23 protein-coding genes are annotated in these 19,747 nt (G+C 66.0%); 12 read left to right on the top strand and 11 right to left on the bottom strand.

Annotation, left to right across the window (positions count from 1 at the left end; all coding sequences use genetic code 11):
• The first annotated feature begins 45 nt into the window (after positions 1 to 45).
• Together CAL15_RS15080 and CAL15_RS24430 are read left to right on the top strand one after the other, a co-directional pair.
• Positions 46 to 627 (top strand): hypothetical protein, encoded by a 582-nt coding sequence (locus tag CAL15_RS15080; protein ID WP_086079349.1) that lies wholly within the window; start codon positions 46 to 48, stop codon positions 625 to 627.
• Positions 624 to 773 (top strand): hypothetical protein, encoded by a 150-nt coding sequence (locus CAL15_RS24430; protein WP_157666669.1) that lies wholly within the window; start codon positions 624 to 626, stop codon positions 771 to 773. Before CAL15_RS15080 ends, CAL15_RS24430 begins: the two co-directional genes overlap by 4 nt.
• Positions 774 to 812: 39 nt before the next feature.
• Here CAL15_RS24430 and CAL15_RS15075 read toward each other — a convergent pair whose 3' ends face one another.
• From CAL15_RS15075 to CAL15_RS15055, 5 genes are all read right to left on the bottom strand, one after another.
• The gene (locus CAL15_RS15075; protein WP_086079348.1) at positions 813 to 2,255 is read right to left on the bottom strand and encodes an NAD(P)(+) transhydrogenase (Re/Si-specific) subunit beta; all 1,443 of its coding nucleotides are present in this window, start codon (positions 2,253 to 2,255) and stop codon (positions 813 to 815) included.
• Positions 2,252 to 2,578: an NAD(P) transhydrogenase subunit alpha gene (locus tag CAL15_RS15070; protein WP_086079347.1), complete on the bottom strand. Its 327-nt coding sequence runs from the start codon at positions 2,576 to 2,578 to the stop codon at positions 2,252 to 2,254. Before CAL15_RS15070 ends, CAL15_RS15075 begins: the two co-directional genes overlap by 4 nt.
• A gap of 11 nt (positions 2,579 to 2,589) precedes the next feature.
• Positions 2,590 to 3,708, bottom strand: a complete 1,119-nt coding sequence (locus CAL15_RS15065; protein ID WP_086079346.1) for a Re/Si-specific NAD(P)(+) transhydrogenase subunit alpha — start codon at positions 3,706 to 3,708, stop codon at positions 2,590 to 2,592.
• Positions 3,709 to 3,938: 230 nt separating this feature from the next.
• Positions 3,939 to 4,814 (bottom strand): N-formylglutamate amidohydrolase, encoded by an 876-nt coding sequence (locus tag CAL15_RS15060; RefSeq protein ID WP_086079345.1) that lies wholly within the window; start codon positions 4,812 to 4,814, stop codon positions 3,939 to 3,941.
• A 65-nt stretch (positions 4,815 to 4,879) separates the two neighbouring features.
• Complete coding sequence (locus CAL15_RS15055; protein ID WP_086079344.1) at positions 4,880 to 5,869, bottom strand: Bug family tripartite tricarboxylate transporter substrate binding protein; 990 nt, start codon at positions 5,867 to 5,869, stop codon at positions 4,880 to 4,882.
• A gap of 226 nt (positions 5,870 to 6,095) precedes the next feature.
• On the opposite strand from CAL15_RS15055, the gene gcvA reads away from it, so the two are divergent.
• The 3 genes from gcvA (at position 6,096) to CAL15_RS15040 (ending at position 9,138) form a co-directional block, all read left to right on the top strand.
• Positions 6,096 to 7,007, top strand: a complete 912-nt coding sequence (gcvA, locus tag CAL15_RS15050) for a transcriptional regulator GcvA (RefSeq protein WP_086079343.1) — start codon at positions 6,096 to 6,098, stop codon at positions 7,005 to 7,007.
• 103 nt (positions 7,008 to 7,110) lie between these two features.
• Positions 7,111 to 8,232: a tRNA 2-thiouridine(34) synthase MnmA gene (gene mnmA, locus CAL15_RS15045; protein ID WP_086079342.1), complete on the top strand. Its 1,122-nt coding sequence runs from the start codon at positions 7,111 to 7,113 to the stop codon at positions 8,230 to 8,232.
• Positions 8,233 to 8,322: 90 nt separating this feature from the next.
• Positions 8,323 to 9,138 carry a sulfite exporter TauE/SafE family protein gene (locus tag CAL15_RS15040; RefSeq protein WP_086079341.1) on the top strand — a complete coding sequence of 272 codons (816 nt, stop codon included), beginning with the start codon at positions 8,323 to 8,325 and terminating at the stop codon, positions 9,136 to 9,138.
• Positions 9,139 to 9,236: 98 nt separating this feature from the next.
• Here the strand turns inward: CAL15_RS15040 and CAL15_RS15035 are convergent, their stop codons facing one another.
• The gene (locus CAL15_RS15035; protein WP_086079340.1) at positions 9,237 to 9,848 is read right to left on the bottom strand and encodes a glutathione S-transferase; all 612 of its coding nucleotides are present in this window, start codon (positions 9,846 to 9,848) and stop codon (positions 9,237 to 9,239) included.
• Positions 9,849 to 10,094: 246 nt separating this feature from the next.
• Here CAL15_RS15035 and purB point away from each other — a divergent pair, with 246 nt between their 5' ends.
• Together purB and CAL15_RS15025 are read left to right on the top strand one after the other, a co-directional pair.
• Positions 10,095 to 11,471 (top strand): adenylosuccinate lyase, encoded by a 1,377-nt coding sequence (gene purB / locus CAL15_RS15030; protein WP_086079339.1) that lies wholly within the window; start codon positions 10,095 to 10,097, stop codon positions 11,469 to 11,471.
• Between the two features lie 103 nt (positions 11,472 to 11,574).
• Positions 11,575 to 12,033, top strand: coding sequence for a c-type cytochrome (locus CAL15_RS15025; RefSeq protein ID WP_086079338.1), 459 nt, complete (start codon positions 11,575 to 11,577; stop codon positions 12,031 to 12,033).
• A 42-nt stretch (positions 12,034 to 12,075) separates the two neighbouring features.
• Here CAL15_RS15025 and CAL15_RS15020 read toward each other — a convergent pair whose 3' ends face one another.
• Together CAL15_RS15020 and CAL15_RS15015 are read right to left on the bottom strand one after the other, a co-directional pair.
• The gene (locus tag CAL15_RS15020; RefSeq protein ID WP_086079337.1) at positions 12,076 to 12,765 is read right to left on the bottom strand and encodes a cytochrome b/b6 domain-containing protein; all 690 of its coding nucleotides are present in this window, start codon (positions 12,763 to 12,765) and stop codon (positions 12,076 to 12,078) included.
• A gap of 83 nt (positions 12,766 to 12,848) precedes the next feature.
• The gene (locus tag CAL15_RS15015) at positions 12,849 to 13,127 is read right to left on the bottom strand and encodes a hypothetical protein (protein ID WP_086079336.1); all 279 of its coding nucleotides are present in this window, start codon (positions 13,125 to 13,127) and stop codon (positions 12,849 to 12,851) included.
• 527 nt (positions 13,128 to 13,654) lie between these two features.
• Here CAL15_RS15015 and CAL15_RS15010 point away from each other — a divergent pair.
• Positions 13,655 to 14,380 (top strand): DUF3053 family protein, encoded by a 726-nt coding sequence (locus tag CAL15_RS15010; RefSeq protein WP_086079335.1) that lies wholly within the window; start codon positions 13,655 to 13,657, stop codon positions 14,378 to 14,380.
• A 70-nt stretch (positions 14,381 to 14,450) separates the two neighbouring features.
• The gene (locus tag CAL15_RS15005) at positions 14,451 to 15,533 is read left to right on the top strand and encodes an AI-2E family transporter (RefSeq protein WP_086079334.1); all 1,083 of its coding nucleotides are present in this window, start codon (positions 14,451 to 14,453) and stop codon (positions 15,531 to 15,533) included.
• A 92-nt stretch (positions 15,534 to 15,625) separates the two neighbouring features.
• Here CAL15_RS15005 and CAL15_RS15000 read toward each other — a convergent pair whose 3' ends face one another.
• On the bottom strand, positions 15,626 to 15,958 hold the full coding sequence (locus CAL15_RS15000) for a YnfA family protein (RefSeq protein WP_086079333.1): 333 nt from the start codon (positions 15,956 to 15,958) through the stop codon (positions 15,626 to 15,628).
• Between the two features lie 110 nt (positions 15,959 to 16,068).
• On the opposite strand from CAL15_RS15000, the gene CAL15_RS14995 reads away from it, so the two are divergent.
• A complete protein-coding gene (locus CAL15_RS14995) occupies positions 16,069 to 16,632 on the top strand; it encodes a hypothetical protein (RefSeq protein ID WP_086079332.1) in 564 nt (187 codons plus the stop codon).
• Between the two features lie 306 nt (positions 16,633 to 16,938).
• Positions 16,939 to 17,781, top strand: coding sequence for an NADPH-dependent oxidoreductase (locus tag CAL15_RS14990; protein WP_086079331.1), 843 nt, complete (start codon positions 16,939 to 16,941; stop codon positions 17,779 to 17,781).
• A gap of 246 nt (positions 17,782 to 18,027) precedes the next feature.
• On the opposite strand, the gene CAL15_RS14980 is transcribed toward CAL15_RS14990, so the two are convergent.
• Both CAL15_RS14980 and CAL15_RS14975 read right to left on the bottom strand, forming a co-directional pair.
• Positions 18,028 to 18,273 (bottom strand): hypothetical protein, encoded by a 246-nt coding sequence (locus CAL15_RS14980; RefSeq protein ID WP_086079329.1) that lies wholly within the window; start codon positions 18,271 to 18,273, stop codon positions 18,028 to 18,030.
• Between the two features lie 311 nt (positions 18,274 to 18,584).
• Positions 18,585 to 18,878, bottom strand: coding sequence for a hypothetical protein (locus CAL15_RS14975; RefSeq protein ID WP_086079328.1), 294 nt, complete (start codon positions 18,876 to 18,878; stop codon positions 18,585 to 18,587).
• A gap of 180 nt (positions 18,879 to 19,058) precedes the next feature.
• On the opposite strand from CAL15_RS14975, the gene CAL15_RS24425 reads away from it, so the two are divergent.
• On the top strand, positions 19,059 to 19,700 hold the full coding sequence (locus CAL15_RS24425; protein ID WP_157666668.1) for a hypothetical protein: 642 nt from the start codon (positions 19,059 to 19,061) through the stop codon (positions 19,698 to 19,700).
• Positions 19,701 to 19,747: the final 47 nt, after the last annotated feature.

The raw sequence follows: 19,747 nt of genomic DNA, 5'->3' as shown, positions 1-19,747 counted from the left end.
CTCACCTCGTGCCGCGCTACGATCCTTGGCATCAGGACTCCATCGATGAACGACATGGTCATCCCCTTCGATACCCTTGAAATCACCGAACGCCTCGAGCGCGGCGGCTTCACGCGCGAACAGGCCAGGACGCAGGCCGCGGTCCTCGCGGACGTGGTCAACGTCGATCGATTGGGCATCGTCACGCGCGGAAATCTGCTCGACACGGAACGTGCGCTCCGTGGCGGCTTCGACCGCGCCTGCAATGAAATCCGGGGCGATTTTGACCGCACCTGCAATGAAATCCGGGGCGATTTTGACCGCACCTGCAATGAAATCAAGGCTGATATCGCCAGCGTCCGCAGTGAAACCAAGACCGAGATCGCCGGCGTCCGCAGTGAAATCCAAAGCGTACGCAGCGAACTGAAGACGGAAATCGCTGATGTTCGCCACGAACTGAAGGCCGAGATCCAGGGCACGCGCAGCGAATTGAAGGCAGACATCGAGGGCGTTCGCAGCGAACTGAGTGTCGGCCTCGCCAACGTCAAGGGCGAAATAACCCGGCTGCATTGGGTACTGGGTGTCGTGGTAACGGGGCTCGGATCCGTGATTTACAAGCTGTTCCTCGGCTCGGCGCCCCTTCCATGACCGTGAATCAGGGGCTTGCCATGCACGATGAAGAATTTGAAAAAACGATGCGCAAAATCAGGTCGAATTTCGCCTGGATTTATTGGTCGCTTGGCTTCATTTCAGCCTGTCTCCTGTTGGTGAACTGCAAGCTTTATTTCGGCTGACTTTGTTTCGGCTGACCTACTGTCCTGCCAGCGGCCATTTCACTCAACCGCTTTCACCATGTCCTCCAGCACCTTCTTCGCATCGCCAAACACCATCATCGTCTTGTCCAGGTAGAACAGTTCGTTGTCCAACCCGGCATACCCGGCCGCCATCGATCGCTTGTTAACGATCACCGTACGCGCCTTGTAGGCTTCCAGTATGGGCATGCCGGCAATGGGCGACTGGGGATCGTTCTTCGCCGCCGGGTTCACCACGTCGTTGGCGCCCAGTACCAACACCACGTCGGTCTGCCCGAATTCGCCGTTGATGTCGTCCATTTCGAACACTTGGTCGTAAGGCACCTCGGCCTCGGCCAGCAGCACGTTCATGTGGCCCGGCATGCGGCCCGCCACGGGGTGGATGGCGTACTTCACCGTGATGCCTTTCTCGCCCAGCTTGGCGGCCAGCTCCTTCAGTGCATGCTGGGCGCGAGCCACGGCCAGGCCATAACCCGGCACGATGGTCACGGATTCGGCGTTGCTCATCAGGAAGGCCGCGTCGTCCGGGCTGCCCGACTTCACGCTGCGCTGCTGGCCGTCACCAGCCGCGCCGGCGCTGCCGCCCTGGCCGCCGAATCCGCCCAGTATCACGTTGAAGAACGAGCGGTTCATGGCCTTGCACATGATGTACGACAGGATGGCGCCCGACGAACCCACCAGAGAGCCCGCGATGATCAGCATGGGGTTGTTCAACGAGAAGCCGATGCCCGCGGCCGCCCAGCCCGAGTAGCTGTTCAGCATCGACACCACCACCGGCATGTCCGCGCCGCCGATCGGAATGATGATGAGCACCCCCAGCACGAAGGCGATGGCCGTCATCAAGACGAAGGGCAGCCATTGCTGAGTGACCATGAACCAGAGGCCGCAGCCCAGCATGGCCAGCGCCAGCGCCAGGTTGAGCATGTGCTGGCCGCTGAACACCACGGGGGCGCCTTGAAACAGCCTGAACTTGTAGCGACCCGACAGCTTGCCGAACGCGATGACCGAACCCGAGAACGTGATGGCGCCCACGAAGGTGCCGATGAACAGCTCCAGCCGGTTTCCCGTGGGGATGGGCATGCCCGCGGCCGCGATGCCGAAGGCGTGCGGCTCGGCTACCACGGCCACGGCGATGGCCACCGCCGCCAGACCGATCATGCTGTGCATGAAGGCCACCAGTTCGGGCATCTTGGTCATCTCGACGCGCTTGGCCATCAACGTGCCGATGGTGCCGCCCACCAGAAGGCCCAGCAATACCCAGCCCAGTCCCATGGCCGCGGTGCCCTGGCGCGCTAGGCCCACGATGAGCGCGGCGGTGGTAAGCACCGCGATGGCCATGCCTATCATGCCGAACGCATTGCCGCGTCGCGAGGTGGTCGGGTGCGACAGCCCCTTCAGCGCCTGGATGAAGCATACCGAGGCGACCAGGTACAGCAGTGTGACGACGTTCAGGGAGACCGTCATGGCTGTTTCTCCTGCGCCGGCGCCGGCAGCTTGCGCTCTTTCTTCTTGAACATCTCGAGCATGCGGCGCGTGACCAGGAAACCGCCGAACACATTCACCGCGGCCAGCGCCACGGCGGCCACGCCCATGCCGCGCGCGAGGCCGCCTTCGGTCAGCGCCGCCGCCAGCATGGCGCCCACGATGATGATGGCCGAGATGGCATTGGTGACGGCCATCAGCGGCGTGTGCAGCGCCGGCGTCACGTTCCAGACGACGTGGTAGCCCACGTAGATGGCCAGCACGAAGATGATCAGGTTGATCAGGGTGTGGTCGATGCCTTCCATCGCTATGTCCTTTATGCCTTGCGCGTGGGAGAGCCGTTTTCGCACAGCAGGCAGGCGGCCACGATCTCGTCGTCGCGGCGGATCGCCAGCCTGCCTTCGGCGTCGGTGATCAGTTTGAGGAAGTCGAGCAGGTTGCGCGCGTACAGCGCCGACGCATCGGTGGGCACCAGGCCGGGCAGGTTGGTCAGGCCTACCAGCGTCACGCCATGCTTTTCGGCCACCTGGCCTTTGTCGGTAAGCGGGCAGTTGCCGCCGCGCTCGATGGCCATGTCCACCACCACCGAGCCGGGCCTCATGGCCTGTACGGTTTCGGGGGTTAGCAACAGCGGGGCGGGCCGGCCGGGGACCAGCGCGGTGGTGATGACGATGTCTGCCTGCCTGCAGCGCTCGGCCACCAGCACGGCCTGCCTTGCCATCCACGCGGGTGGCATGGGGCGGGCGTAGCCGCCCGTGCCCTGCGCGATCTCGCGCTCCTCGTCGGTTTCGTAGGGCACGTCGATGAACTTGCCGCCCAGCGACTCGATCTGCTCGCGCGCGGCGGGCCGGACGTCGGAGGCCTCGACCACCGCGCCCAGCCGGCGCGCCGTGGCGATGGCCTGCAGGCCGGCCACGCCCGCGCCCAGCACCACCACGCGGGCCGCCTTCAGCGTGCCAGCGGCGGTCATCATCATGGGAAACAGCCGGCCGTAGTACTGGGCCGCCAGCAGCACCGCCTTGTAGCCGGCCAGGTTGGCCTGCGAGGACAAGACGTCGAGGCTTTGCGCGCGCGTGATGCGCGGCGCGGACTCCAGGGCGAAGGCCACCAGGCCGGCTCGCGCCATGGCTTCCACGCCTTCGGCGTCGTAGGGGTCGAGGATGCCGGCCAGCACGGCGCCCGGCTTCATGTGCCGGAGTTCGTCGGTGGAAGGCGCACGCACCTTCAAGACCAGTTCACTGCCCAGCGCCCCGGCGGCATCGCACAGCTCGGCGCCGGCGTCTTGATAGGCCTCGTCCGGATAGCGCGCGGCCATGCCCGCGCCGCGCTCGACCCGTACCCGGTGATGGGCCGCGGCATAGCGCTTGACTGTCTCCGGCGTTGCTGCGACACGGGTCTCCCCGTCTCGGGTTTCTTTGGGTATCCCGATCTGCACGACGCGTCTCCTCGGAAGGGTGCGCATAGTTATACACGAAGCCCTACCAAGGGCTAGAGGGGGATATACCGACCTGCGCGCGAACCCCAGGGGACCAGATGAGCATGTCGCGACGATCGGCGTGACCAAAAAAAGCCCCCATGGCGTGGTCTCCATGGGGGCTTGCGCCCAGCGGACTGCGGGTAGTCCGGCGAGCTGGCGCGCGCAGGCGCCGGCCTGCTACGCGTGTATCAGGTCACCTGCGCGCGCGTCCAGTCGACCAGCGCGGCGGTCAGGTCGCGCAGGTCCTGCTTCAACCTGCCGTACTGCGCCGTGGGGCGCAGCGACACTTCATCCATGTACAACTTGCGGTTGATCTCGATCTGCAGGCTGTTGCGGCCTTCGGCCGGACGGCCGAACTCGCGCACCAGCTCGACGCCCTTGTAGGGATCGTTGATGGCGACGTCGTAGCCGCGGGGACGCAGGAAGTCGGCGACGAATCGGGCGAACGAGGGATCGGCGGTGGTGCCGTCACGGTCGCCCAGCACGAAGTCGGGATGCACCAGGCCGGGCTTGTCGGTGGCGAACTTGCCGGCCACGCTGGGCATGGAATGGCAGTTGATGTGCCAGACTTTGCCGAAGCGCGCGTGGGCCTGGTCCAGCAAACGGCGCAGCGCGTCATGATAGGGCTGCCAGCATGCTTCGATGCGGTGGCGCACTTCGTCGACGCTGAGCTTGCGGTCGTACAGCGGCGTGCCGTCGTCCAGCATGCGCCAGATCAGGCCCTTGCCAAGCTTGATCTTGGGCGAGCCCGAGAGGGGGCCGGGCCAGGGCGCGTCGAGCATGTCCGGATCGATGTCGGACGGGCTGCGGTTGCAGTCGATGTAGCTGCGCGGGAAGGTGGCGCCCAGCAGGGGCACGCCCAGTGCGACGGCGTCGCTCCACAGGTCATCGACCCAGGTGTCTTCGGCGGTGCGCAGGACGCCTGCTTCGATCACCGACTTGAAATCGGGAGGGTACGTCGTGCCGCTGTGCGGAGAATCGAGCACCAGCGGCGCCGACCCGGCTGCGGTCGGATAATCGGCGGGCAGTTCTAGGCGGTAAGAAAGTGGCTGCTGAATGGACATAAAGGGTTGCTGCGGTTTGGGATCGCGGCCCCGCATCGAGAGGCGGGGCCCTGGGTCAGCGAGACTCAGTCGATCTTGACGTTGGCTTCCTTGGCGATGCGCTTGTTCTTCTCGACTTCGGCCTGGATCTGCTTGGCGTAGTCGGCCGGGCTGTTGGCCACGGGGGAGGCGCCCAGGCCTTCCAGCTTGCTCTTGACGTCGGCTTCGGCGCTGACTTCCACCACGGCCTTGTACAGCTTGTCGACGATGGGCTGCGGCAGCTTGGCCGGGCCCACCAGGCCGAACCACGACGAGTCGTTCACGGGCGCCAGGCCGACTTCGGCGAAGGTCGGCACGTCGGGCAGCGCGGCGACGCGCTTGGGCGCGGCCACGGCCAGCGCCACCAGCTTGCCGGCCTGCGCGTGCGGCAGCGACGAGGGCAGGTTGTCGAACAGGATGTCGACCTGGCCGGCCAGCGTGTCATTCAGGGCCGGGCCGACGCCGCGGTAGGGCACGTGCATCAGGTCGGTGCCCGACGCCATCTTGAACATCTCGCCCATCATGTGCGAGACCGAGCCGTTGCCGGCCGACGCGTACGTCAGCTTGCCGGGCTCGCTCTTGGCCAGCTTGACGAAGTCGGCCATCGTCTTCGCGGACACCTTGCCGGGGTTGACGACCATGACGTTCGGCACAGCCGCCAGGTTCGAGATCGGCGTGAAGTCCTTGGTGACGTCGAAGGGCAGGTTCGGGTAGATGGCCGGGTTGATGCCGTGCGTGCTGACGGTGGCGATGCCCAGCGTGTAGCCGTCCGGCTGGCTGCTCGCCACGAAGGCGCTGCCGATCGAACCGCCGGCGCCGCCGCGATTCTCGACCACGACGGTCTGGCCCAGCGCGCGGGTCAGCTTGTCGGCGAACAGGCGGCCGACGATGTCGGTGGTGCCGCCAGGCGGGAAGGGCACGATCAGGCGGATCGGCTTGGTGGGGTAGTCCTGGGCATGGGCCAGGCCGGAGGTCAGCGGCAGGGTGGCGAGCGCGGCGGCCAGCGACAGACCCAGAATGGCATTGCGGCGTTGCATGGGCTTCTTTCCTGTGGGTTGTTCTAAGAGGTAACGATGCAGAGGTGGATAAATGCTAGGTACAACCGCCGATTCTTGCCCGCGTCGGCGGTTTGCACAAACGAAACTTTCTCCGTAACCTATTCCTTTTTGTCATGCTTGACCCTGCGGCCGACACGCGCCCAGTCTGGTCTTCTCCGCCCCTTTTTTCGTACCGGTGCCCGGTCTCCCGCCGGCCACCCGTTTCATGCGCCGCTTCTGCCCCTCTCTTACCGACCTGCAGGCCTTCGAAGTCGCGGCCCGCCACAGCAGTTTCACGCGCGCCGCGCAAGAGCTCTGCGTCACGCAGGGCGCCGTCAGCAAGCAGGTGAAGCACCTCGAGGAATTCATCGGGGTCCAGCTATTCCTTCGCATCCGGCAGGGGCTGGTGCTGACGGAGGCGGGGCGCAGCTATCTGACCAAGATCCAGGCCGGCCTGGGGCAGATCGAGGCCGCCACGGTGGAACTGATGGCCCACCAGGGCCGCGGCGGCACGCTGCACCTGACTTGCATGCCCACGTTCGGCGCGCGCTGGCTGATCCCGCGGCTGACGGCCTTCATGCGGCTGCGGCCCGACATCCACGTGGAGTTCCTGCCGCATCGCCAGGGCTACGATTTCTCCACGCCGGAACTGGACGCGGCGGTGCGGTTCGGCGAGGGCTTCTGGCCGGGCAGCGGGGCGGACTATATCGTGGGACGCGACGTGGTGCCGGTGTGCAGTCCGCGGCTGATGCCGCGAGCCGGCGTGCAGGCCGCGGACCTGCTGAGCTATCCCTTGCTGCACCATACCTCGGCGCTCGAAGGCTGGACGGACTGGCTGCAGCAGGCCGGCTGCGACACGCGGCGCAGCCGGGAAGGCGCGCGCTTCGACCAGTACTCGCTGCTGACGCAGGCGGCCGCCGCCGGCTTCGGCGTTGCGCTGATCCCGCGCTGCCTGATAGGCGACGAGCTGAACGACGGATCCCTGGTCGAGCCCGTGCGGCTGCCCATACGCGCTCGCCAGGGCTATTACCTGTGCTATCCCGAGCAGAAGGCCAGCCTGCCCATTCTGCAGGCATTCCGCACCTGGCTGATGGAAGTGTCGCGTGCCGCGGAGCCGCGTCCCGATGGAGAGTCCTAGTCCGCGTCTAGCCCGGCCCGGCGCGCCCGGCCGGCAGGCGTAATGCGCGGCACGAAGGGCATGCCGCGGTCCCTTCCCGCCGCAGTCTAAAATACCGCCCATCATGTCCGTATCCACCACCAAGCCTGGCCGCGTCGTCGTCGGCATGTCGGGCGGCGTCGATTCTTCCGTCACCGCCTGGCTGCTCAAGCAGCAGGGCTATGAGGTCGTCGGCCTGTTCATGAAGAACTGGGAAGACGACGACGACTCCGAGTATTGCTCCACCCGCCAGGACCTGCTGGACGCCGCCAGCGTGGCGGATCGCGTCGGCGTCGAGTTCGAGTACGTCAATTTCGCGTCCGAGTACAAAGATCGCGTGTTCGCCGAGTTCCTGCGCGAGTACGCCGCCGGCCGCACGCCCAATCCCGACGTGCTGTGCAACGCCGAGATCAAGTTCAAGGCTTTTCTCGACCACGCCATGGCGCTGGGCGCCGAGCACATCGCCACGGGACACTACGCGCGCGTGCGGGCGGTCGACGGTCCCGAAGGACGCGAATACCAGTTGCTGAAGGCGCTGGACGGCAGCAAGGACCAAAGCTACTTCCTGCACCGCCTGAACCAGGCGCAGCTGGCCCGCACGCTGTTCCCGCTGGGCGAGCTGCACAAGACCGAGGTGCGCCGCATCGCCCACGAGATCGGGCTGCACAATGCCGCGAAGAAGGACTCCACGGGCATCTGCTTCATCGGCGAACGCCCGTTCCGCGAGTTCCTCAACCGCTATCTGCCGACGGCGCCGGGACCCATCCTGACGCCCGAGGGGCTGGGGGTCGGCCGGCACCATGGCCTGTCGTTTTACACGCTGGGCCAGCGCAAGGGGCTGGGGGTGGGCGGCGTCAAGGGCCGCCAGCGCGACGATGGCACGGCGGAGGCGTGGTACGTGGCGCGCAAGGACCTGGAGCGCAATGTGCTGTACGTGGTGCAGGGCCACGATCATCCCTGGCTGTTGTCCGGCACGCTGAAGGCGCAGGACTCCAGCTGGATTGCCGGCCGCGCGCCAGCGCCCGGCGCGTACGGAGCCAAGACACGGTATCGCCAGGCCGACGCGGCTTGTGCGCTGGCCGATGCCGATGCCGAGGCCGGGACGTTCGCGCTGTCGTTCGACCAGGACCAATGGGCCGTCACGCCGGGGCAGTCCGCGGTGCTGTACGACGGGGACGTCTGCCTGGGAGGCGGTATCATCGCGTGACCGCGCCCAGGGGGATGGGCGCATCAAGGTATGCATCAGCGAGCCGGATCCGCCGGCCGCCATAAGTTTCCAAAGAAAGAGGAGTTGAGCGTGGACATTAGTGTCGTACTGTGCCTGTTGGCATTGGGCGCAGTGGCGGGCTTTGCAGCCGGCCTGCTGGGCATAGGCGGGGGCATGCTGCTGGTGCCCTTTCTGACGATGGTCTTCACCTGGCAGCAGTTGCCGCCCGACCTGGTGGTGCACGCGGCGATCGCCACGTCCATGACGTCCATCCTGTTCACCTCCCTTTCCAGCATACGGGCTCACCAGAAGAAGGGCACCATCCAATGGCGCATCGTCGCCATGATGGCCCCGGGCATCATCATCGGCGGCCTGCTGTCCGGTGGCGCGGCGTTCTCGTTCATCAGCACCGCGTGGCTGTCGCTGTTCTTCGCCGTGTTCGTGGGCTATTCGGGCTACAACATGCTGCGCAACGTCAAGCCCAAGCCCACCCGCCAGATGCCTGGCGTGGTCGGCACCAGCGCGGCGGGCGTGGGCATCGGCTTCATCTCGGGCCTGGTGGGCGCCGGCGGCGGCTTCCTGTCGGTGCCGTTCATGGTGTGGTGCAACGTGGCGCTGCACAGCGCCGTGTCCACCTCGGCCGCGCTGGGATTCCCGATCGCGCTGGCTAACAGCGCCGGCTATGTGATCTCGGGCCTGCGCGAAGACACCATGCAGCCCGGCATGATCGGCTATATCCACTGGCCGGCGCTGCTGGCGCTGGTCTGCGCCAGTGTGCTTACCGCGCCGTTCGGGGCCAACATGGCGCATCGCCTGCCGGTGGCCACGCTCAAGCGCGTGTTCGCCTTCCTGCTGTTCGCCCTGGCGGCCTACATGCTGGTGAAGGCCTGGCAGGCGTTCGCATAGTCGTTCGCAGCGCACGCTGCAAAGAAAAAGGCGGGCCGCTGGCCCGCCTTTTTCATGTCCGGTGACGTCGCCTTTCGGGGCGGCAGAGCTGGCGCGCCTCAGGCGGCCGGCGGCGCGGTGTCGACGAACGACTGGCGCGTGGACAGCTTGTCGTAGTGGCGGGCCAGGTTGGCGTGGTTGGCGCGCCAGTCCAGGTCGGGGAAGCGCAGGTCGAGATAGCCCAGCGCGCAGCCCAGTGCGATGTCGGCCAGGCTGTAGTTGATGCCCATACAGTGCGGATGTTCGCCCAGGCTCTTGTTCATGGCGTCGAGGCTGGCCTCGATCTTGCCGTACTGGCGCTGGATCCATTCGTCGCTTTGCTGCGACTCGGGGCGCTGACGCTCTTTCACGATGATGATGCCGGCATCGAGCAGGCCATCGGCGATGGCTTCCCAGCACTTGACCGCGGCGCGCTCGCGGCCGGACTGCGGCAGCAGCCGCGCCACGGGCGACAGGGTGTCGAGGTATTCGACGATGACGCGCGAGTCGAACAGCGCGCCGCCGTCTTCCATGACCAGGCAGGGGACCTTGCCCAGGGGGTTGAACTTCTGGATCTGCGTGTCGGCAGCCCAGACGTTCTCGAGCTCGAGCTTGTAGTCCAGCTTTTTCTCGGCCATGACGACGCGCACTTTACGGACGTAAGGACTGGTAAGCGAGCCGATCAGTTTCATGGAGTCACGGAAAATGCGAAGTCGGAAAGCGGCCGAAGTATAGCAGGCCGGGCCAGGGCCCCGGCTTTGTCAGCCCAGGGGCGATGCGTGGTTGCGACAGTGCTGCAGGGGCCGCGATGATAAAATCGGGCCCGCCTTTGGTGCCATGCCCCTAAGGTTACGCCCCCCATTTTTCCTCCGCCATTTCGCTACGCCATCCAGGCGCCGCTTTATCGACGGTGCCGCTTACTTTATCTCCACACCATCATGCAGATTGCCGATCAGCTTACCCAACTCAATGCGCTTTCGCCACTGGATGGACGTTACGCGTCCCGCGGCGACGCGCTGCGGGGGCTGCTGTCCGAGGCCGGTTTCATGGCGCATCGCGTCGAGGTCGAGGTGGCCTGGCTGGTGGCGCTGTCGGATGCCGGCCTGCCGGAACTGCCCGCCTTCAGCCAGGACGCCCGCGATCGCCTGGCCGCCCTGGTGCGTGACTTCTCCGAGGCCGACGCCCGCCGCATCAAGGAAATCGAGCGCACCACCAACCATGACGTCAAGGCCGTCGAGTACTGGCTGAAAGAGCGGGTGGCCGATCATGCCGAACTGGCCGCCGCCGCCGAGTTCATCCATTTCGCCTGCACCTCCGAGGACATCAACAATACGTCGCATGCGCTGATGCTGGGCCGCGCCCGCACCGACGTGCTGGTGCCGCGCCTGCGCCAACTGGCCGACAAGCTGGCCGGCATGGCGGCCGCCTACGCCGACCAGCCCATGCTGTCGCGCACGCACGGCCAGCCGGCCAGTCCCACCACGCTCGGCAAGGAATTCGCCAACGTCGCGGCCCGTCTGCAGCGCGCCATCGCGGCCGTCGAGGCGGTCGAGCCGCTGGCCAAGCTCAACGGCGCCACGGGCAACTACAACGCGCACCTGTCCGCCTATCCCGAGATCGATTGGCCCGAGTTCAGCCGGGGCGTGCTGGCCGGCCTGGGCCTCACGCAGAACCGCCACACCATCCAGATCGAGCCGCACGACTGGATGGCGGCGCTGTTCGACGCGGTGGCCCGCGCCAACGTCATCATCCTCGACCTGGATCGCGACATCTGGGGCTACGTGTCGCTGGGCTACTTCAAGCAGCGCCTGAAAGAAGGCGAGGTCGGTTCTTCGACCATGCCGCACAAGGTCAATCCCATCGACTTCGAGAACTCCGAAGGCAACCTGGGCCTGGCCAACGCCGTGCTGCGCCACCTGTCCGAGAAACTGCCGGTCTCGCGCTGGCAGCGCGACCTGACCGACTCCACCGTGCTGCGTAACCTGGGCGTGGGCCTGGGCTATTGCCTGGTGGCCTGGGATGCCTGCCTGCGCGGGCTGGAAAAGCTCGAGGTCAATGCCGCGGCCATCGACGCCGACATCGACGCATGCTGGGAAGTGCTGGCCGAGCCGGTGCAGACCGTCATGCGCCGCTACGGCCTGCCGCAGCCCTACGAGCAGCTCAAGGCGCTGACCCGAGGCAAGGGCATCACCCAGGAAGCGCTGCGCGAATTCATCACCGGCCTGGAACTGCCCGACGACGCCCGGCAACGTCTGCTCGACATGACGCCGCGCTCTTATCTGGGTTTGGCCGCGAACCTTGCGCGACAGGTATAGTCCAAGCGGGGCGCGCCGCTGCTGCCATCGCTCCTGAAGCCGCCGCAGCGGTGCGCTTGCGACAAGCGCTCACCGCTAGAACATTCACTCCAGGAGTTCATACATGAAGAAGTTGTCCGCGGCTGCCGCCGTGCTCGCCTGTATGGGCGCGGCGTTCTGGGCGGCGCCGTCCTCCGCGCAATTCGCCAAGCCCGAAGACGCCGTCAAGTACCGGCAATCGGCCCTGAGCCTGATCGCTTCGCACTTCGGCCGCATGCAGCCGGTGGTGCGCGGCCAGGCCCCGTACGATGCAGCCCAGATCAAGGCCAACGTGCAGGTGCTGCAGACCCTGTCGGCCTTGCCCTGGACGGCGTTCGGCGCCGGCACCGAGGGCGGCCATGCGCGCCCCGCGGTCTGGAGCGGCGCCGCGGACTTCAAGCAGAAGCAGGACGCCTTCCGGGCCAATGTCGGCAAGCTGGCGGCGGCCGCGGATTCGGGCGACCTGGCGCAGCTGCGCGCGGCCTATGGCGACGTGGGCGCCAGCTGCAAGGCCTGCCACGACTCTTATCGCCAGCGGCCCTGAGGCCTTGAAAGCGGCGGCCGGTTCTGGTCGCCGCGCGGCGCTTCAATAGGAAAAGCTCGCCGCCGCTTCCAGCGACTGGATCCACCAGATCAGTCCCGCGGCGCAGGCGGCCAGTACGATGGCCCTCAGCCACACGGCCGGGCCGTCGTCACTGGAGATCGCATCGTCGGCCAGATGGCCGGCCGGCATGTTGCCGGTGATCATCGCGCCCACCAGCCGCTGGCGGCGCACCAGCGCATACCAGATGATGGCGGCCAGGTGCAGCGCCACCAGCGCGATCATGATCCATTCGTTGGTGTGGTGCACCCACGCCATCAGGTTGGACGTGGACTCGTCGACCCGGCCGAACAAGGGGCCCTGCACCATGATGTCGTCGGTGATGAACAGCCCGGTGGCTGCCTGTACGCCGATCGCCAGCAGCATGGCCAGCACGGACAGCGCCCCCAGCGGGTTATGGCCGCCCCGCGTGGCGGCTCCGCGCAGATAGGCGACAACGGCGCGAGGACCGCGTACGAAGTTGAAGAATCGGGCGTGATGCGGGCCGATGAAGCCCCAGACAATCCGGAACACCACCAGCCCCAGCGCCGCAAGACCTAACCGGACGTGCCAGTCCATGTACAGGCCGCCCAGCTTCACGCAGACGTAGGCTCCGACGACACAGGCGGCGAACGCCCAGTGGAACAGGCGGGTCGGCAAATCCCAGACGTGCACCGGGTGGCGGGTATAGGACATGGCGTGAGCGGAGATACGGACGACCGGCGCACTTTATCACGCACCCGGCGCGAGGCCGCCGGCCGGCCGACCGGCGCCCGCGATCAGGCGACGGCCGCGCGGCGCCGTGCGGGCTCGATGCGATGCACGTGCTCGTGGCGGAAGCGGATGCGCGTCTTGTTGCCGCTGTCGCCGCCGGCGCAACGCACCAGGTCGGTGGTGTAGGTGACCTGGCCATTCAGCGGCGCGTTGTAGATGACCTGCGCGCGAATGGCGGGACCATCGGCCGGCTGCAGATGCACGATGTCGCCCACGTGGATGGGCGTGTCGTCCAGCGCGATGTGCTGCGGACGGCGCAGCAGGGGGGTAGTCAATTTGCTCATGTTTTCTCTCTTTGCGTTGTAGTTATGGGAACTGCTTGTGCCCCGGAGAACCGGAGCGATGGCACGGACCACTATGGCCCGAGTGCATTGCAGCTGCGTGACCGCACGGCGCCGTCGGCGCCATGCGTCAGCGGGCTCTGGACGGGAGCTGGCATGCGCGACGTCGGCGGAATTCGCGGACGGGTTGAGCGGATGCTGGACCAGAAGGAGCCAAGCCTGTGCCTGATGGCGCAGGCGGCGCATGCTTGCCGACTAGCGTTGGAAACCCGGGGATCGATTGCCAGCCCAAGCCTTGCTAGGCGGGGTGGCGAGGACAAACCTGGAAGAGACCTGCTCGGGGCGCCGCAGCTGTTTTGCGTAGTTATTCTGTGGCCGCGTCGGCGAAGTTTCAACACTATAAGCGTAACCGCTTGTTTTGTCAAGATAATTTGTCGCCGTCCTGTCACAGGCCGCTTCGATGGCAACAAAATCCGAGGGTGGCGGCTTGTTCGGCAGGGTATCGGATAAGCTGCGCAACCAGAGCAGCCATGCAGGAGGACGGCAAGTCGATGGGATTTTTCTACCGCCTGTCCTGCCTATGGCTGTTCGCCGGCGTGCTGGCCCTGGCCGGCTGCGTCGACCGCGAACCGCAGCAACGGGCGGCGTTCATCCATTTCCTTCAGACGCGCGTGCTGGATGCCCCCGGCGCTCTGGCGCCTCGGCTTTCCGACCACGAGCGCGAGGAACTGGGTGACTACGACGAGCACTACGAAGTCATCGAAGCGTTCCAGCAGGCGCTTGGGGCCGGCATGGACGAACTGGACCAGGCGCTACGGACGCTGAGCCTGCACAGCTTGGGAGAAATCGCCGAGCGCGGCGCACAGTTCGAAGCGCTGCGCGGGCGTCTGGAGCAGCGCCGCCGGGACTTGATGCAGGCGCTGGCGCGGGCGGACGAGGCGCGCGCGACGCTGTTGCAGGCCGACGACTTGAAGCAGGCCTATGCGCCTGCCTATCACCATGCGGTGACCGAGCCGGCGGCTGCGCTGCTTGCCGTCTACCCCGCCATATTGGACACGCTGGCCGATGCCCATCGCGTCGCGCAATTCGCGCAGACGCATGCGGGGCAGTTGCTGATCGACGGGCCGCTGGCCCAGGTGCGCGACCCATCGGTCCAGGCCCGGTTCAACACACTGCTTACCCAACTGAACGGGCGTTCGGGCGACATCGACGCGGCGGCGCGGCAGCTGCAAGCGTTGCGCTCGCCCACGCCCTGAGCGGTTCGGATACCAGTACCTCTCTGTACAATGGCCCGTCTCGCGGTGGCCGCGGCCTTATGGATGGCTCATGACCAAGTCCAGCTTGATGCACGACAGAACCTTCCATTACCTGCTGATCGTGGTGTCCGTGGCGTTCGCCTGGGTGCTGCTGCCGTTCTGGGGCGCGGTATTCTGGGGCGCCATCCTCGCCATCATCTTCGCGCCGGTGCACCGCCGCATCCTGACGCGCGTGGGAGGGCGGCGCAATGTGTCCGCGTTGCTGACTCTGCTCATCGTGTTGCTGCTGGTCATCCTGCCCATGACGCTGATCGCCGCGTCCTTGGTGCAAGAGGGCGCGAACCTTTACCAGAGCATGCGGTCGGGCAATCTGGATTTCGGCGTGTACTTCCAGCAGGCCATCGCCGCCTTGCCCACGCCCGTGCAGAACCTGCTGGCCCGCTTCGACGTGGGCGACGTCAAGGGCATCCAGGACAAGCTGACGTCGGGCGCCATGCAGGCGAGCCAGTTCATGGCGACGCAGGCCTTCAACATCGGCCAGGACACGTTCCAGTTCCTGGTGAGCTTCGGCGTGATGATGTATCTGCTGTTCTTCCTGTTGCGCGATGGTTCGGCGCTGTCGCGCCGCGTGCGGCGCGCGGTGCCCCTGAGCGACATGCACAAGCAGCACCTGTTCCGCAAGTTCACCACCGTGATCCGCGCCACCGTCAAGGGCAACGTGGCGGTGGCCGCGGTGCAGGGCGTGCTGGGCGGCATCATCTTCTGGATACTGGGCATCCAGGGCGCGCTTTTGTGGGGCGTGGTGATGGCGTTCCTGTCGCTGTTGCCAGCCATCGGGGCTGGGCTGATCTGGGCGCCGGTGGCGGTCTATTTCCTGCTGACGGGCGACACGTGGCAGGGCATCGTGCTGATCGCGTTCGGCGTGCTGGTCATCGGAATGGTGGACAACGTGCTGCGCCCGCTGCTGGTCGGCAAGGACACGAAGCTGCCCGACTATGTCGTGCTGATTTCCACGCTGGGCGGCATGGCGCTGTTCGGCCTGAACGGCTTCGTCATCGGGCCGCTGATCGCCGCCTTGTTCGTGGCGTGTTGGGACCTGTTCTCGCCGCCGGACGATACCGACACCGGTATCCCGCCGCGCAACGTGTCCTGAGTTCGTTGCGCGACGCGCTTGCGCGGGGCGCTGTGGAGGAGGTGCTGTTCAGCGTGACGCGTTCAGTGCGACGCTATTCAGCGGGACGCTATTCAGCGCGACGCCGGTTGCAGGCCGATCAGGGCCATGCCGGCCAGCGCCAGGACTGCGCCGGCCAGGTCCCAGCGTGTCAGCGCGACGCCGTCCACCACACGCAGCCATATCAGCGCCATCGCGATGTACATGCCGCCGTAGGCCGCGTAGACCCGGCCGGCCGCGGCGGGATGCAGCGTCAGCAGCCATGCGAAGAGCGCCAGCGAACCAGCGGCCGGCAGCAGCAGCCATGCGCTGCGATGCTGGCTGACGACCAGCATGGCGAGCCAGCAGCCCACGATTTCGGCTACGGCGGTGACGGCATACAGGGCGGATAGTTTCAGCAGGGGCATGGGTATGGGGCCTGGGTCGAGAGCCGCATTGTAGGCATGGAAGGGCGCCGCCCCTGGTGGGAACGACGGTTGCTGATCGGCGCGATCGTTCTTCCATACAGGAGCCGATCATGGCCGATTCGATGGCACGTACACACATATTGCATATCACCCTGGCAGCCGCCGCGGCGGCGTTCGCCGCCACGGGCGCCAGCGCACAGCAGGCTCCCGCGCAGTCGGGCGCCGCGTCGCAGCAGGGGCAGGACAAGGAGCGGCAAACGCGACAGCCCGGCCAAGCCAAGCCGCCGGCCGACGATTCCATGACCCAGCGTGCGGGCAGGCCCTCGACCAAGGAGGCCGCGCAGAATCCGGCCGCGGGGAACAAACCGGGCGCCGCGATGGATGGCCAGGGACAGCAGAAGAAGCCAGGGCAGCAGGGGCAGCAGAAACAGCAGGGGCAACCAGCGCAACAAGGACAGCCGGGACAGCAGGGGGCACCGGGACAGCAAGGCACGCCGGGGCAGTCGGGGCAGGGAACCGCCACGCCGACGGCCCCGTCGCAGTCGAGCGCTCCGACCCAGCCTTCGGCCGGACAGGGCACTGTGCAGGGCTCGACGGCAAATCCGGTTCCGGACGGCAAGATGCCGGCGGGGCAGGCTGGATCGGCGGGGCACAAGGCTGGGGCGGGCCGGTAGATCCTCTCAGGCTGCCGGCTGCCAGGCCGGCCGTCACCAGGCCGGCCGTCACCAGGCTGGCAGTCATCAGGCTGGCAGTGATCAGGCTGGCAGTGATCAGGCTGGGGTCATCAGGCTGGCCGTCATCACGTGTGGGTGGCCAAGCGGCGCCTGCCGATCGGCAGGCTGCGCGTCGTCGCGGTCCGGGTCGCCGGGACGCAGATTGGCGGGAATAGAAGCGTCGTGAAGACGCCGCATTCCGTGCCCACATATGCAAACTCGCATTTCGTCTGGAACGTTTGCGGCGGCCGCCGTATATTCCCGCGCATGACACAGACACACGACCCCAACGTTCCTGCCACCGCTGGCCTGCTGAACGCGCGTTATGGCGAAGAGATCGGCCACGCATACGACCTGATCGACAACGCGATCACCCGCCACATCCTGAATCACCGCTCGGTGCGGGCGTTCTCTCCCCGCGCGCTGCCGGCCGACCTGCTGCCCACACTGGTGGCCGCCGCGCAGTCGGCCTCCAGTTCATCCAATCTGCAGGTGTGGAGCGTCGTGGCCATCCAGGATCCCGACCATAAGGCACAGCATGCGGTGTGGGCGAAGAATCAGGACTTCGTCAGGCAGGCCCCGCTGTTCCTCATCTGGCTGGCCGACTATTCGCGCGCGCGGCTGGTGGCGCAGCAACAAGGGGCGCAGGTGAACGGTGCGGACTACGTGGAGTCGGTGGTGTTGGCAGCAGTGGATACCGCGCTGGCCGCCCAGAATGCCGTGCTGGCCGCCGAGTCGCTGGGCTTGGGCGCCGTATACGTAGGTGCGATCCGCAGCAACATACGGCCCATCGCCGCGGACCTGAAGTTGCCCCCTTACGTATTCCCGGTGTTCGGCATGGCCATCGGCTATCCGGCGGACGGATTGTCCACGCACGTCCGGCCGCGGCTGCCCCAAGAGAGCGTGCTGCATAACGAGTACTACGATGCCGCGCCTCATGCCGAGGCGGCCGAAGTGTACGACCGTGCGTTGGACGCGTTCTGGAAGAAGCAGTCGATCGATCATCCGCTATGGACGCGCCACATCGTCAACCGGTTGACGGCCGATCCGCGCGATCAGCGTTATGAGTTGGGCGACGTGCTGCGGGAGTTGGGCTTTCCGCTCAGATAATGGCATCGAGGCGGAAAGCGTCCATCGATGTAAGCTACCGCTAGAGTTGGGTTCGGCCCGATTGCACGTCGTCGATGGTGTGCAGCGGGTCGTTCATGGACCTGATGGAAACCGCGAGCGAGACGCTTTCTTCCTGGATTTGCCGAGTAAGCGCGATCACCTTGCTCTGAACCTCCAGCATCTTCCGAGGGTCGGATTGCATTGCGCCGGCCTTTGTCAGCTCCGCTTTTCGCCGCATAAGGGCGCTCAGCTCTTTTGCAGCGCAGTATTCCTGTCCATCTTGTCGGTCAGGTATTGCTGCAGACCTTCATCCCGCCTCAGCAAAGACGCAGCAACGACTTCTTTCGTGCTCTGCTGCCCATCGGCTAGCGCGCTAGCTTGATTGATGCTGCCCGTAGTAAGGCCGCCCGTAATCGGACTTGTCGACATTTTCGGCTCCTGCAGCACCAGGCTGTTCAAGTGGGTAACGGAAAGCCGACGTAGTTGCCGCATGACTTCCCCTCCTGGGGGCGTGGCCCCTCAATGCGCGTGAACTCACCACCTATACTCGAGGGGTGGCATCTCAGGGCCGGGGCCGTTGATGCTCTCCCAGGGGAAGGCGATCCCGTTTCGATGGGCGTACCGCTCGCCATCAGCGGCATGTCGAGTAATTGCCGTTGGCGTGCGCCGCAGTATTGAAAACCAGGGCCTCGGCGCCTTCCACCTGCGCGTCGGCCTGGCGCGCCTGACTGCTGCAGGTGCTCCACGCGCACGCCGATTATCTCCGAAGCGTCGCAGGCAGCGCCGCGGCGCTTTTTATTGTGCTAGCGCAGAGGCGGATTCCCCAGCATCTGGATGTGCGAAGGGGCGTTGCCGCTCGAGATAAAGACATGAGCGTCCCAGGTGAGTCGCCAATAGCCTTGGCTGACACGCTGGAGGTAGCCTGCGTCAACGAGAATGTCGAGATGGTGCTCCATAACGTGCGTCGTCACCGTCACGCCCGTTGGCTTCAGTTTCGTCAGGACCCATTCCAGAATCGAGTCGAAGTCCATGGAACTGTGGGTGTTCTCTTCCAGCGCGGCCAGTATGGCCAACCAGACTTTATATTGCCGTTTCATGACAGCGCTCCTGTTAGCTGAATGCCTGCGAATCTATACGCTCGCGGTGGCAGGCAGATAGTAGCCGTTCGGCAGGACCATCCCCAACCCCAATGACTCCCGTATCCTGTGCCGAACCCGGGTGCAGCGCAGCCCTGCGCGCTTGATACGCGCAGGCTCCGTGGCGCGGCGCTGAACCCGATGCAGTTGAAGTTCGTGCAGTTGTATGTGTCGGCTGGGGAGAAGAACGAAGGCGGCGTACATGGCGGCGGGCTACAAGTCGACAGCAATGCGGCCGAGGTGAGTGTCGGCCAGCTTCAGGTGCAAGCTGCGCTGGAAGCAGCGGCCCGTAAGGCGGCAATGGCCAAGCTGGAGGTGACCAAGGAGCGGATCATCGGCGAGGTGGTTACGCTGGCGTTCTACGACATGGGCGACTTGGTGCTGGACGATCCGGAGCGCCCTGGCGAATTCCTGGGGCATCTCCAGCCCGAAGGACATCCGCAAGCTGCCGGAGCGGATCCCGAAATGCATTACCGGCTGGTGGTGGGACAAGCAGGGCAACGTCGTGCTGAAGCTCGCGGACCGCAACGGATCGCTATGCGAACTCTCTGCCTGCTGGCTGCCGCCCTGATGTTTTTCGGGTGCGCACCCTCACAGATTCAGTATGTGCCGCGCGCGATGCCGCCGCTGGACAGCGACTGCTGGCGCCGTGCCCGCCGATCCCCGACCCGCCACAGGGCCCTGCCAACTACGACGCCTGGCAGGCCTGGGCGCAGGACCAAGTGCTTGTGCTGTGAGGGGGTGTGCCGCCCGGCATCGGGAGACGGTAACCGCATGGCCTAACTGACTGGGCTCGAAAGCACGCGCGGCCGTAACGTCGCCAGACGGGC

This window comes from Bordetella genomosp. 13, from assembly GCF_002119665.1.
GTDB lineage: Bacteria > Pseudomonadota > Gammaproteobacteria > Burkholderiales > Burkholderiaceae_B > Bordetella.
This window is presented reverse-complemented; position numbering and strand designations above follow the sequence as displayed.

Coding starts and splice junctions, on each gene's coding strand:
- CAL15_RS15025 (WP_086079338.1), top strand. CDS start 11,575: ATGAAGAAGTTGTCCGCGGCTGCCGCCGTGCTCGCCTGTATGGGCGCG.
- CAL15_RS15000 (WP_086079333.1), bottom strand. CDS start 15,958: ATGCCCCTGCTGAAACTATCCGCCCTGTATGCCGTCACCGCCGTAGCC.
- CAL15_RS15015 (WP_086079336.1), bottom strand. CDS start 13,127: ATGAGCAAATTGACTACCCCCCTGCTGCGCCGTCCGCAGCACATCGCG.
- CAL15_RS14995 (WP_086079332.1), top strand. CDS start 16,069: ATGGCCGATTCGATGGCACGTACACACATATTGCATATCACCCTGGCA.
- CAL15_RS14980 (WP_086079329.1), bottom strand. CDS start 18,273: ATGCGGCAACTACGTCGGCTTTCCGTTACCCACTTGAACAGCCTGGTG.
- CAL15_RS15035 (WP_086079340.1), bottom strand. CDS start 9,848: ATGAAACTGATCGGCTCGCTTACCAGTCCTTACGTCCGTAAAGTGCGC.
- CAL15_RS24430 (WP_157666669.1), top strand. CDS start 624: ATGACCGTGAATCAGGGGCTTGCCATGCACGATGAAGAATTTGAAAAA.
- CAL15_RS15075 (WP_086079348.1), bottom strand. CDS start 2,255: ATGACGGTCTCCCTGAACGTCGTCACACTGCTGTACCTGGTCGCCTCG.
- CAL15_RS15055 (WP_086079344.1), bottom strand. CDS start 5,869: ATGCAACGCCGCAATGCCATTCTGGGTCTGTCGCTGGCCGCCGCGCTC.
- CAL15_RS15005 (WP_086079334.1), top strand. CDS start 14,451: ATGACCAAGTCCAGCTTGATGCACGACAGAACCTTCCATTACCTGCTG.
- CAL15_RS15060 (WP_086079345.1), bottom strand. CDS start 4,814: ATGTCCATTCAGCAGCCACTTTCTTACCGCCTAGAACTGCCCGCCGAT.
- CAL15_RS15010 (WP_086079335.1), top strand. CDS start 13,655: ATGCAGGAGGACGGCAAGTCGATGGGATTTTTCTACCGCCTGTCCTGC.
- gcvA (WP_086079343.1), top strand. CDS start 6,096: ATGCGCCGCTTCTGCCCCTCTCTTACCGACCTGCAGGCCTTCGAAGTC.
- CAL15_RS24425 (WP_157666668.1), top strand. CDS start 19,059: ATGCAGTTGAAGTTCGTGCAGTTGTATGTGTCGGCTGGGGAGAAGAAC.
- CAL15_RS15080 (WP_086079349.1), top strand. CDS start 46: ATGAACGACATGGTCATCCCCTTCGATACCCTTGAAATCACCGAACGC.
- CAL15_RS15070 (WP_086079347.1), bottom strand. CDS start 2,578: ATGGAAGGCATCGACCACACCCTGATCAACCTGATCATCTTCGTGCTG.
- purB (WP_086079339.1), top strand. CDS start 10,095: ATGCAGATTGCCGATCAGCTTACCCAACTCAATGCGCTTTCGCCACTG.
- CAL15_RS14975 (WP_086079328.1), bottom strand. CDS start 18,878: ATGAAACGGCAATATAAAGTCTGGTTGGCCATACTGGCCGCGCTGGAA.
- CAL15_RS14990 (WP_086079331.1), top strand. CDS start 16,939: ATGACACAGACACACGACCCCAACGTTCCTGCCACCGCTGGCCTGCTG.
- mnmA (WP_086079342.1), top strand. CDS start 7,111: ATGTCCGTATCCACCACCAAGCCTGGCCGCGTCGTCGTCGGCATGTCG.
- CAL15_RS15020 (WP_086079337.1), bottom strand. CDS start 12,765: ATGTCCTATACCCGCCACCCGGTGCACGTCTGGGATTTGCCGACCCGC.